The organism is Halomonas sp. AOP27-A1-41, assembly GCF_052378605.1.
Classification (GTDB): Bacteria; Pseudomonadota; Gammaproteobacteria; order Pseudomonadales; family Halomonadaceae; genus Vreelandella; species Vreelandella citrativorans.
On the sequence record NZ_JBQSXT010000016.1, the window covers coordinates 30,397 to 42,525 of the forward strand.

Sequence of the window (12,129 nt, forward strand, 5' to 3'; positions counted from 1 at the left end):
CCATGACCCAGCGCATCCGACCAGGCGCAGACAAATTGGGACAGACAAGGCTACAATATCGCCAAACTTTTTATACGACGACCATCTGGTCGATTGTTACCGCCTCGAACTCGGGAGCTAAAGCCCCATGAGCCCCACGGAAAAGCGCACCACCGATTTTGGTTATCAAGAAGTCCCGGTCGACGAGAAAGCATCACGTGTAGCGGATGTATTCCACTCTGTCGCCGCCCGTTACGACGTTATGAACGACTTAATGTCGATGGGCATCCACCGTGTATGGAAACGCTTCACCATTGAGCGTGCAGGCGTTCGCCCCGGCCACCACGTTTTAGATATCGCGGGGGGCACCGGTGATTTAACCCTTAAGTTCTCACGTATTGTTGGCCCGCGCGGCAAAGTCGTGCTTGCCGACATCAACGCCTCCATGCTGAAGGTTGGCCGCGACAAGCTGATGGATAATGGCGTCGGTGGCAATGTTGAATATGTTCAGGCCAACGCTGAGTGCTTGCCCTTCCCTGACAATAGCTTTGACTGTATTACGATTGCGTTTGGCTTGCGTAATGTGACCAACAAAGACGCCGCGCTACGCTCCATGGCCCGCGTGCTAAAACCGGGTGGCCGCTTGCTGGTGCTGGAGTTCTCCAAGCCCAATAACCCGCTGCTTTCTAAAGCCTACGATGAGTACTCTTTCCGCCTGCTGCCTAAAATGGGCGAGCTTGTCGCCGGAGACGGCGAAAGCTACCGCTATTTAGCGGAGTCCATTCGCATGCACCCGAATCAGGAAACGCTTAAAGCGATGATGGAAGCAGCAGGCCTTGAGCGGGTGGAGTACACCAACCTGACGGGCGGCATTGTGGCCCTGCACCGTGGCATCAAGTTATGACGTTATCGTCGATAGTGGTATCAACGATCACGAGGTCAGCATGCTGTTAACCCCGACACTTGTGTTGGCCGGTTGTGAACGTACGCTTAATGCCCTGCTCGCTCGCGACCCTGCCGCACCGGCTCGCTTAGCGGCCCTGGCGGGCAGTCGGCTTTTGGTGCGTTTGGAAAAGCCGCATCTGCAACTGGTACTGCATTACCATTTGGCGGGTATTGACCTACTCCGTGGCGATGACGTAGACGAAGCCGATGTCGACGCAGTGGTAGAACTCACGCCTGAAACCCTCTCCGAATGGATCAGCGGCGCCTCCATTGAGCGGCTCATGTTTGACGGCAAGCTCGCGGTGCGCGGACGTCTTCATCTGCTGGAGGCTACCCGCGACCTGCTGTTTGACCTGGATATCGACTGGGAAGCCGAGCTTGCCAACTGGTTGGGCGATATCCCCGCTCACTCGTTGGCCGAAGGCGTGCGCCGCCTGACGCGCTGGGGGCTGCGTACCAAGAATGAGCTTCTTCAGGATGTCTCAGAGTATGTATTTGAAGAAGCGCGTTTACTGCCAGGCCGCCAGCAGCGTGATGTGCTGCGTGACCACTTAACCGAACTTGAAGTGGCAACTGACCGTTTGGAAGCCCGCTTTAACCGACTCCATCGCCGTCTGGTGCGTGACTCATCGCTTGCCTCACAGGAGCCGTCGGCATGAGCCTGCGTCTGTTCAAAATTCTTTGGATTATTGCGCGCCATCGGCTAGACACTCTGATCCCCATGGAGCGGCTGCCGTTTTGGCTGCGAGCGCTTTTATGGTTTTCGCCGCTGCGGCTTTTTTCGGTTGGTCACCGCAGTCGTGGCGAACGATTGCGCCTGGCGCTGGAAGCGCTGGGGCCTATTTTTATCAAATTTGGCCAGATGCTCTCCACGCGTCGAGACCTCTTGCCGGATGATGTCGCCAACGAACTTAGACGCCTACAGGATCAGGTGCCGCCCTTTCCGGGCGAACTTGCCGCCGCCCGGGTCGAAAAAGAGCTGGAGATGTCACTTGATGTAGCGTTCGCTGAATTCGAGCAGGCGCCGCTTGCCTCGGCATCCATCGCCCAGGTACATGCGGCCAAGCTACATACCGGCGAAGAGGTGGTGGTTAAAATTATCCGCCCCGGTATCGACCGCATCATGCGCCAGGACATGGCACTGATGTATCAGGTTGCCAAACTGTTTGCCAAGGTGCCTGAAGCCCGCCGACTGCGCCCGGTCGAAGTGATTCGCGACTATGAGGCCACGCTATTCGACGAACTGGACCTTTATAAAGAAGCGGCCAACACCTCACAGCTCAAGCGTAACTTCAAGGATTCACCGCTGCTGTTTGTACCGACTATTTATTGGCCTTTCACACGTCGACACGTGATGGTTCAGGAGCGTATTCGCGGTGTACCCGTCGCGGATATGGAGACGCTGACCGCCCGTGGGGTCAACTTAAAGAAACTCGCTGAGCGCGGCGTAGAACTCTTTTTTACCCAGGTATTTCGCGACAACTTCTTCCACGCGGATATGCACCCGGGTAATATTTTTGTTAATTGCGATAATCCCGAAGATCCTCAATACATTGCGATCGACTGTGGGATTGTGGGCAGTTTAACCCGCGAGGATCAGGACTATCTCGCGCGTAACCTTTTGGCATTTTTCCATCAAGACTATTATGAAGTCGCCGCGCTGCACATCGAATCTGGCTGGGTGGGCGAGAATACTCGCGCGAATGAGTTTGCCGCGGCCATCCGCACCGTTTGCGAGCCGATCCTTGAAAAGCCTTTAAAAGACATTTCCTTTGGCCAAGTACTGTTAGGGCTTTTTCAAACGGCTCGGCGCTTTAATATGGAAGTCCAGCCTCAGTTGGTACTGCTGCAAAAGACCCTGCTCAATATTGAAGGCCTTGGCCGCCAGCTCTATCCGGAACTTGATCTGTGGAGCACTGCCAAGCCCTATCTTGAGCAGTGGATGAAAGACCGCGCGGGCATTAGCGGGCTGTGGGAGTCGTTAAAGCGCCAAGCGCCTGAGCTTTCTCATCAGTTGCCTGAACTGCCCGTTCTTGCCCACCAGGCGCTGACCCGGATGGAAGTTGAACATCGCCAGCGTCACCAACAGGTCGACTCGATTCATCACATGCAGCGCCAAATGGCGGATCAAGGAAAACGCCATCACCGCTTACGGATTGGTCTGCTCCTGGTAGCAATTGCACTGGCCTGGCAGCCGCTTGTCAGTTGGGCCGCTACTCAGGATTGGCCGATTTTAGGCGCAGCCGCCATTGGCTTGCTGCTACTGTTATGGCAATAGCATTGTTATAACCGTGATTGGACGTTCGCACGTGGTGGGACTTTCACTAACGAATGATGATGCTCACTGTTGTAAAGGAGACTCATGAATACCCCTTTAACGTCTAATCACGCCCCCGTGCTGGACACCCTCGCCGAGGTACTAAAGCAGCGGCGCAGCGCTTCTTCTGAAGATTCTTACGTTGCCTCCTTGCATCATAAGGGTTTGAACAAGATACTCGAAAAAGTGGGTGAAGAAGCCACCGAGACGCTGCTTGCCGCAAAGGATGCAGAACACGGCAGCCACGAGCAGCGCCAGGCACTGGTCTCGGAAACCGCCGACCTCTGGTTCCATACGCTGGTTATGCTCTCTCACCTGGAGCTGGATCATCAGGATGTGTTAAACGAGTTGGCGCGGCGCTTTGGCATTTCCGGCCATGACGAAAAAGCCGCACGTACGCCATAATAAATAACACGCATTTGAATTAACGAGGATACGCATATGTTAGGTGGCATCAGTATTTGGCAGCTGCTAATTGTATTAGGCATCATTATTTTAATCTTCGGCACCAAAAAGCTACGCAATGTGGGCACCGACCTGGGCGGCGCGGTTAAAGGCTTTAAAAAAGCGGTGCATGAAGACGAGAAAGACGACGAAAAGAAAGACGCCGAGCCTCCGCATGCCAAGGTTAGCCACGAAGAACCTGGCAACACTTATGACGTTCAGGCCGAAGAAAATCGCAAGGCCCGTAACGAAGAGCCCAAATAATTTATGTTGGATATCGGCTTTCTTGAACTGATGCTTGTCGGTGTCGTGGGACTACTGGTACTTGGCCCTGAGCGCCTCCCTCGGGCGGCGCGTACGGCAGGCCTTTGGGTTGGTAAAATCAAGCGCACGATATCCGGCATGCAGCGCGAAATTAGCGCGCAGCTTGAAGCAGAAGAGCTGCGCCAAACGCTGAACGAACAGCAAAAGACCATTAACGATAGTCTGAAGAGTGCTAAAAAAGACGTTGAGAGCATTCTCGACACTCCCCCCTCGCGTAGCACTTCTTCATCGGCAAGCCAGAGTGAAACGGAGCAACGTGTAGCCCAGGCAAGTGCCCAGTTGGATGAAGCGCAGCGGGAAGTAAACGAAGCGGCGCCCCATACCTCCAACGAGCCCTTAAAGGCGACCTCTAAAAAGGATAGTCAGAACCCATGAGTACCTCTGGCGACGCTCGGGAACCCCAGAACGATCAGCAGCAGGCCCCATTGATTGAGCATTTGATTGAGCTTCGCATGCGCCTTGTCCGTGCGGTGGTGGTCATTTTAGTGGTTTTTCTGGGCCTTTATGCTTTTGCCAATGATATCTATGGCTTTGTGGCCGAGCCGCTGATGGCTCTGCTACCGCCGGGTTCGCAGATGATTGCGACCGAAGTAGCCTCGCCCTTTCTGGCGCCCTTTAAGCTAACCCTGGTGGTCGCCGTTTTTATCGCTATACCCTTTGTACTGCATCAGGCATGGGCGTTTATCGCGCCAGGGCTATACGATAATGAAAAAGCCTTAGCCATCCCTATTCTGGTCTCAAGCATTGGGCTTTTTTATGCGGGTGCGGCTTTTGCCTACTATGTGGTGTTTCCGCTGCTGTTTGCCTTTTTCACCCAGGCCGGGCCTGAAAATGTCACGGTCATGACCGATATTAACCAGTACCTGAACTTTGTACTGAAGCTCTTTTTCGCCTTTGGCGTGGCGTTTGAAATCCCCATTGCGACCTTTTTGTTAATCCTGTCGGGCGCCACCAGCGTAGAGAGCCTTTCCAAAAAGCGGCCCTATGTTTTTCTGGGCTGCTTTGTCATAGGGATGCTGCTAACGCCGCCAGATGTGGTATCACAAAGCCTGCTGGCACTGCCCATGTATCTGCTTTACGAGGTAGGCCTGCTGTTTGGTCGTCTGGTGCGCAAGCGGCGTGATGAGCAAGCCACCAAGGAGCAGGAGCCGTAAACAGCGCTTCTATCACCTGAAAGCCGCATCGTTATTGACGTTATCACCACGTTAAAAAGCCTCTGTCATTATTCATGACAGAGGCTTTTTTATAGCGCAGCTTCTACCGCTTATTAGCCCATCATTTCGTCAATGCGGTCTACCAGCTTAAAAATACCGGTGGCGGCTTCACTGATACGCGTTGCCAGCATATAGGCGGGCGTGGTGACCACTCGGTGCTCAAGGTCGACCACGATGTCATCCACTGCGCAGCTGCGATGCAGGCCACCCATGGCGCTGATAGCCCCCGACACACTTGGGTCATGGCCCACCGTAACCGCAACACCCTCACCCAAAAGCCGTGGTACCAATACCGGCGCAATACACATTAACCCAATCGGTTTTTCCTCTTCCCGAAAGCCGGAAAGCGCGTCTTTTAGTGCCTCCAACACCTGCATGCCGTCCCCTGCGCTTGCAAAGTCAGACAAGTTCTTCGCCACGCCAAACCCACCCGGCACAATGACCGCGTCAAACTCATCAGCCTTTAGCTCAGTCATCGGCTGGATGTCGCCACGCGCAAGGCGCGCTGACTCCTGAAGCACGTTGCGTGACTCACCTTCTACAGCTTCCTGAGTGAGGTGGTTAACAACATGATGTTGCTCAATATCGGGCGCAAAGCAGCGATAACCGATGCCCAACTGGTCCAAACGCAACAGCGTTAACGTGGTTTCATAAATTTCAGAACCATCAAAAACGCCACAACCCGCTAATACCACTGCCACCTGTTTGGTCATGCCTATCTCCCTTATCGCAGTGTCTGCCGAATGCAATACAGCAAAGCAATCGCTCACTTTAGTCAGTGTGGCGGTTTGCCACAAGACGGCTTTCGCCGTAAGACATGCCTGATATACTCAATCCAAGCCTATGGGCATCTTTATTTATGACCCTTTATTACGGAGAGATCTCTTGAGCACACTCACTCCCCGCCAGTTTCCCAACACTCGGCTGCGCCGCATGCGCCGCGATGATTTTTCCCGTAGGTTGATGCAGGAAGTGACCCTGACACCGTCTGATTTAATCTTGCCGGTGTTTGTTTTAGAGGGTGAAAATCAGCGTGAAGCCATCGCTTCCATGCCCGGCGTTGAGCGCCTGTCGATTGATTTATTGATTGCACAAGCCAGGGAAGCGTTTGCGTTAGGTATTCCCGCGCTGGCGCTCTTCCCAGTGGTAGGTACCGAGCAGAAAAGCGAGCTTGCCGAAGAGGCTTATAATGCCAACGGACTGGTTCAGCGCAGCGTGCGCGCGCTTAAAGAGGCGTTGCCTGAGCTGGGCATTATTACCGATGTCGCCCTGGACCCTTACACCAGTCACGGCCAGGACGGTATTTTAGATGAGCAAGGCTACGTTCAGAACGACCGCACGGTAGAAACACTGCTTAAGCAGGCGCTTTCCCATGCTGAAGCCGGGGCGGATGTTGTCGCGCCTTCAGACATGATGGATGGTCGCATTGGCGCTATCCGCCAAGTACTTGAGCAAGAGCTTCTGCACAATGTGCGGATCATGGCCTACAGCGCCAAGTACGCTTCCAAATACTACGGCCCATTTCGTGACGCGGTCGGCTCTGCGGCCAATCTAGGCAAAGCCGACAAACGTACCTACCAGATGGACCCGGCCAATAGCGATGAAGCGCTGCACGAAGTGGCCATGGATATCAGTGAAGGCGCTGACATGGTCATGGTGAAACCCGGCATGCCCTATCTGGACGTGGTGCATCGGGTTAAAACCGAGCTTAAAGTGCCCACCTTTGCCTATCAGGTAAGTGGTGAGTACGCCATGCACCGCGCCGCGTTCGATAACGGCTGGCTGGAAGCCGAGCCGGTGATCCTGGAATCACTGATGTGCTTTAAACGTGCCGGGGCCGACGGCATCTTGACGTATTTTGCACTGGAAGCCGCTCGACTATTGCAGAACCAACGCTAGAAGCCCGCCCTCAAGATGACAGATATATGACATTTTTCTGTCATCTTTCTCCCGCATACTGCTTTGCACGGCAGGTATCACGCTATGCTAGTTTGAAGCCATTAATGCGGGGGAGCCTTATATGGACGATCACGTTACACCATCTACAGCGCTATCACTTAGCGAACTACCCAACGTTGAAATGGATGGTTTACCGTTACGCATTAATCGTACGCCCAACGGTGTGCACGCCAAGGATACCCTTAGTGAAACCGATCTGGACGATCCCCAACTCTATTTAAACCGCGAGCTTTCCCACCTTCAATTTAATATTCGCGTTCTGGAACAGGCACTGGACGATGCGCATCCACTGCTTAATCGACTGATGTTCCTGCTTATTTTCTCATCCAACATGGATGAATTTTTTGAAATTCGCGTGGCGGGTTTAAAACACCAGATGGCCATGGGCGATGATACAACAGCGGCCGATGGCCGTTTGCCCAAGGCGGTGCTTGCTGAAATTTCCGAAATTGCCCACCAGCAGATCGCTCGTCAGTACAAAATTCTTAACGACACGCTGCTACCCGCCCTGGAGCAACAGGGCCTGCGTTTTCGGCGCCGCGCACAGTGGACCGAAGCGCAAAAGCAGTGGGTACATGAGATGTTTAATAACGAGATCATGCCCGTCATCAGCCCGATAGGTCTTGATCCTTCGCACCCCTTCCCACGGCTGGTCAATAAGAGCCTTAATTTTATTGTTGAGCTGGAAGGTAAAGATGCCTTTGGCCGCGCAGGCGGCATGGCAATTCTTCCTGCCCCTCGCTCGCTCCCGCGTTTAATGGCGCTTCCCAAAGCGCTCTGCGCCGAAGGCTACTCTGAATATATCTTCCTCTCCTCCATGATTCACGCCCATGCTGAGGAGCTATTTCCCGGTATGCGCGTGCGCGGCTGCTATCAATTCCGATTGACGCGCAACGCCGACATGACCGTCGACCCGGAAGAGGTTTCTGACCTGGCCTCGGCGCTGCGAGGCGAGCTACTGGCCCGCCGTTATGGAAGAGGCGTACGCCTGGAAGTCGCCGATAATTGCCCCGACGACTTGACCAACTTTTTAATGCGCCAGTTTGAGCTTGATGCCGAGGATCTCTATCGCGTTGAAGGGCCCGTTAACCTGACCCGCATGATGTCGGTGTTGGGAGACGTTGATCGCCCCGAACTGGTGTATCGCCCGTATACGCCGAGTGTGCCCAAGACGCTTAAAATCGGCTCCATGTTTGACTCGATTGCCAGAAACGATGTTTTGCTTCACCACCCCTTCCAGTCGTTCTCACCTATTGAGGAACTACTGCGTGAGGCGGCTCGCGACCCAAACGTTCTGGCCATTAAACAGACGCTTTACCGCACCGGCGCCGAATCGCCTATTGTGAGCGCGCTTGTGGATGCCGCGAGTCAAGGTAAGGAAGTCACCGTCGTTATCGAGCTACGCGCACGCTTTGACGAAGCGGATAACCTTCAGCTTGCCTCACGCCTACAGGAAGCCGGGGCCATCGTTATTTACGGCATTATGGCGTATAAAACCCACGCCAAGATGCTGCATATTGTCCGGCGTGAAAAGGGCGAGCTGCGCCACTACGCGCACATGGGCACGGGCAACTATCACTCTAAAACCGCCAAGCTTTACACCGACTACAGCCTGTTAACCGCCAACAAAGCGCTATGTGCCGATGTGCACAAGGTCTTCCAGCAGCTTTCAGGGATGGGCCGGGCGCGCAAAATTGATACGCTGCTGCACGCACCGTTTACGCTGCATGAGCGTTTGGTGGAGATGATTGACCGTGAAGCACAGCTGGCACAAAAGGGTAAACGCGGGCATATCATTATCAAGTGTAACTCACTCACCGAGCCCAGGCTGATTAAAGCGCTTTACCGTGCCTCCCAAGCGGGGGTTGAGTGCGATTTGATTATCCGTGGCATGTGCTGCCTAAAACCCAACCTTCCGGGCATTTCTGAAAACATTCGTGTGCGCTCGATTATTGGCCGTTTTCTGGAGCACACCCGGGTATTTCACTTCCATAACGACGGTAAATCGGAAACCTGGTGTTCAAGCGCTGACTTTATGTCGCGCAACATGTTCCACCGGGTAGAAACCTGCTTTCCGCTATTGGATAAAAAGCTCGCCGCCCGAGTGCGTAAAGACCTGGAAACCTACCTGGTCGATAATTGCCAGAGCTGGCTGCTGCAAAGCGATGGCTCCTATCGCTTACAGGACCCCGGTGATAGCGATGCGATCAGCGCTCAGGAGACCCTGCTTTACGCGTTCGCATCCAAAAGCTAGCACAATGTGCATGACTGGAAAAATCCAGTAAGCGCAGTAATGCCGTTAATAAACGGCTTTACTGCTGGCAAGCACGCTTCTCACACTTTTAAACTCATGCAAAGACGCCTACGCCAATAGCCAAGTACATGAGAGACTGTCATGATAAATCCTTTCAAATTGAAAGATATTATCCATGATTGAGTTACGCCACCTACGCACACTGCTTGCCCTACGTGAAACGGGTTCACTGGTGGAGGCCGCCGAACGCGTTCACCTTACCCAATCGGCCCTTTCGCACCAGCTCAAAGACCTGGAAGGCCGGGTTAACAGCCCGCTTTTTGTGCGTAAAACACGGCCCGTCGAGTTTACTCGGGCAGGTTTACGGCTATTAGCCCTGGCCGACCAGATACTTCCGGAAGTGCGCAAAGCCGAACGCGATGTGGCCCGGCTGGCGGGGAGCGAGCAGGGGCGGCTGCACATGGCCATTGAGTGCCACAGCTGCTTTCAATGGCTAATGCCTACCGTCGACTACTTTCGCGACCACTGGCCGGAAGTGGAAATTGATATTCCCAGCGGCCATCACTTTGACCCGCTACCAGCACTGGCACGCGAGCAGTTGGACTTGGTCATTACTGCCGACCCTCAGGCACTGGAGGGTGTTCACTATGCGCCGCTGTTTCGCTATGAAGGGCTTTTGGCCGTAGCGCGTCAGCACGCTTATGCAGGGAAGCTCTTTATCGAGCCTCAAGCCCTGGCAGACCAAACGCTGATCACCTACCCCGTAGAGCAGGCACGCCTGGATGTGTTTACGCAGTTTTTAGACCCGGCAAACGTACGTCCTCAGGAGATTCGCACCGCCGAACTTACCATCATGATGATGCAGTTGGTCGCCAGCGGCCGAGGCGTATGTGCCCTGCCCAACTGGGCGCTAACGGAGTATCTGGAGCGCGATTACGTCAGCGCCGTTAAGCTGGGTGAAAACGGCATTTGGAGCACGCTGTACGCGGCCGTTCGAGAAGAGACGCTGGAAGCGCCTTGGATGAAGGATTTTCTACGTACCGCACGTGAAACCTCGTTTGCGGTACTCACAGGCATTAAACCAGCGACTCACGACGAGGAATCAGCAACGTAAAGCGTGCGCCACCCAACGCAGGGCTGGTATCCACGGTGACGCTGCCGCCGTGGCCCGCCATAATCTTTTGCACGATAGAGAGGCCTAAACCGTAGCCTCCCAGGCTGCGGGCCCGACTATCGTCCAGCCGAGTAAACGGCTTAAAAATATCCACACGGGCATCTGCCGGAATGCCTGGACCGTCATCCTCAACATCAATACGCACTAGCTGATCTTCGCTCCAAAGCCGGATAATAAGGTGTTTTTTGCCATAGCGGCAGGCGTTACCCACCAGGTTTTGCAGCGCCCGCTGTAAATAGCGAGGCTCGGCTAAAAGCTCAATATCCGGCCCATCCGCCAGTTCAATAGTAAGCCCTTCATTGAGTGGCGCCAGCGTATCAATCACACGCTCGGCCATTGCCCGGCAGTCCACCAGCGCCATTTCAAGCTCGGCCCCGTTCACCGTTTCACCGCCCAAGCGAGCATAGGTAAGGATTTCATCCACCAACTCGTCAAGCTCCGAAATATCGGCATCAATTCCCTGCAACTGGCGCCGAATAGCGGGCTGATCAGTCATGTCCTCGACCATCTGTACGGCAAAGCGAATACGCGCCACCGGCGTGCGAAGCTCATGGGAGACCGCACGAATCATCTCTTGCTGGCCACGCAGCAGCGTTTGCACTTGGCTGGCCATGCCGTTAAACGCCATGCCTAACCGGCCCAGAAAGTCGTCACTTTCTATTTTTACGCGCGTTTCAAGACGGCCGCTGGCAATCCGGGTAGCCGCCAGTTCAAGGCGCGCCATACGTGCTTCGATGCTGCGCATAATCAGATAGATAATTAAACCCAGCACAGCCATGACACCAATCAACAGCGGCAATTGTAAATTCATGGGCAGCGTATCACCGCGCGAGACAGGACCAGCCATTAACCAGACGTCTTCATCGGGCAGTTGATAAAGCAGGCTAACGGCCAGTTTTTCGGATACGAGCAGCGTTAATACGTTGCCTAACACCAGTTGGCTTTGCTGCTGAGACGTTATGTTATCGGGCAGCGTATTAAGCAGAGTGAGCGGCCAGTTGCCGGAACGCAGCGACGTCAGGTTGGCTTCTCGCTCGTCACGTGGCAAGGCTTTTAGCCACTCGCCCAGCAGCAGCAGGCTGCCCTCCCATTGGCGTTCGCTCCAGGCAGGCAGGGTCGCTTCCAAAAACCATTGGCTTTCAGGCACTCGCTGACGAAGACGCCAAGGATCTTCAGTCACCAATACGCTACCACGCTCAATACGTTTATCAGCGAAGTAGCCAAGCTCTACCTCACTCATACGCCGCAAAGTAAGCTGCATACCCAGCCGCTCGGCAAAGTAATTAACCAGCGAATTTCTTTCTTCTTCGGAGGCATCGGCCAGTTGCTGGGTCATTAATGACATGGGCAGTGCTGCCAACTGCTCGTGGTAATCCTCACGTCGTACTTGTTCAATAAAAGAGCGGCCGCCGAGCGCGATGAGCAGTACGACACAAAGCGCCAAGCCTAGCAGTAGATAGAATTTTAAAAACGCGCTATGGCTAAGCAGCCGCTGCATAAATCCTTTTCCTTTCCTGTG

12 protein-coding genes are annotated in these 12,129 nt (G+C 54.2%); 10 read left to right on the top strand and 2 right to left on the bottom strand.

Annotated elements, in window-relative coordinates; translation table 11 throughout:
- Window positions 1-127 precede the first annotated feature (127 nt).
- From ubiE to tatC, 7 genes are all read left to right on the top strand, one after another.
- Window positions 128-883 (top strand): bifunctional demethylmenaquinone methyltransferase/2-methoxy-6-polyprenyl-1,4-benzoquinol methylase UbiE, encoded by a 756-nt coding sequence (gene ubiE, locus ACT3TC_RS11560; protein ID WP_172117386.1) that lies wholly within the window; start codon window positions 128-130, stop codon window positions 881-883.
- A 40-nt stretch (window positions 884-923) separates the two neighbouring features.
- Window positions 924-1,583, top strand: coding sequence for a ubiquinone biosynthesis accessory factor UbiJ (locus ACT3TC_RS11565; protein ID WP_444640203.1), 660 nt, complete (start codon window positions 924-926; stop codon window positions 1,581-1,583).
- The gene (gene ubiB / locus ACT3TC_RS11570; RefSeq protein WP_193053295.1) at window positions 1,580-3,202 is read left to right on the top strand and encodes a ubiquinone biosynthesis regulatory protein kinase UbiB; all 1,623 of its coding nucleotides are present in this window, start codon (window positions 1,580-1,582) and stop codon (window positions 3,200-3,202) included. Before ACT3TC_RS11565 ends, ubiB begins: the two co-directional genes overlap by 4 nt.
- Before the next feature lie 84 nt (window positions 3,203-3,286).
- Window positions 3,287-3,646, top strand: coding sequence for a phosphoribosyl-ATP diphosphatase (locus tag ACT3TC_RS11575; protein ID WP_441677263.1), 360 nt, complete (start codon window positions 3,287-3,289; stop codon window positions 3,644-3,646).
- 36 nt (window positions 3,647-3,682) lie between these two features.
- Complete coding sequence (gene tatA / locus ACT3TC_RS11580) at window positions 3,683-3,949, top strand: Sec-independent protein translocase subunit TatA (protein ID WP_193053297.1); 267 nt, start codon at window positions 3,683-3,685, stop codon at window positions 3,947-3,949.
- A gap of 3 nt (window positions 3,950-3,952) precedes the next feature.
- Window positions 3,953-4,384 carry a Sec-independent protein translocase protein TatB gene (tatB, locus tag ACT3TC_RS11585; protein WP_444640174.1) on the top strand — a complete coding sequence of 144 codons (432 nt, stop codon included), beginning with the start codon at window positions 3,953-3,955 and terminating at the stop codon, window positions 4,382-4,384.
- Complete coding sequence (gene tatC, locus ACT3TC_RS11590) at window positions 4,381-5,163, top strand: twin-arginine translocase subunit TatC (protein WP_172117381.1); 783 nt, start codon at window positions 4,381-4,383, stop codon at window positions 5,161-5,163. Before tatB ends, tatC begins: the two co-directional genes overlap by 4 nt.
- 113 nt (window positions 5,164-5,276) lie before the next feature.
- Here tatC and elbB read toward each other — a convergent pair whose 3' ends face one another.
- The gene (elbB, locus tag ACT3TC_RS11595; RefSeq protein WP_444640175.1) at window positions 5,277-5,936 is read right to left on the bottom strand and encodes an isoprenoid biosynthesis glyoxalase ElbB; all 660 of its coding nucleotides are present in this window, start codon (window positions 5,934-5,936) and stop codon (window positions 5,277-5,279) included.
- A 172-nt stretch (window positions 5,937-6,108) separates the two neighbouring features.
- On the opposite strand from elbB, the gene hemB reads away from it, so the two are divergent.
- The 3 genes from hemB (at window position 6,109) to ACT3TC_RS11610 (ending at window position 10,550) form a co-directional block, all read left to right on the top strand.
- Entirely contained in the window at window positions 6,109-7,122 is a 1,014-nt protein-coding gene (gene hemB, locus ACT3TC_RS11600; protein ID WP_444640176.1) for a porphobilinogen synthase, read from the top strand.
- A 121-nt stretch (window positions 7,123-7,243) separates the two neighbouring features.
- Window positions 7,244-9,436 (top strand): polyphosphate kinase 1, encoded by a 2,193-nt coding sequence (gene ppk1 / locus ACT3TC_RS11605; RefSeq protein ID WP_444640177.1) that lies wholly within the window; start codon window positions 7,244-7,246, stop codon window positions 9,434-9,436.
- Between the two features lie 175 nt (window positions 9,437-9,611).
- Window positions 9,612-10,550, top strand: coding sequence for a LysR family transcriptional regulator (locus tag ACT3TC_RS11610; RefSeq protein WP_172117377.1), 939 nt, complete (start codon window positions 9,612-9,614; stop codon window positions 10,548-10,550).
- On the opposite strand, the gene ACT3TC_RS11615 is transcribed toward ACT3TC_RS11610, so the two are convergent.
- Entirely contained in the window at window positions 10,513-12,108 is a 1,596-nt protein-coding gene (locus ACT3TC_RS11615) for an ATP-binding protein (protein ID WP_172117376.1), read from the bottom strand. The two genes, ACT3TC_RS11610 and ACT3TC_RS11615, sit on opposite strands and share 38 nt — an antisense overlap.
- Window positions 12,109-12,129: the final 21 nt, after the last annotated feature.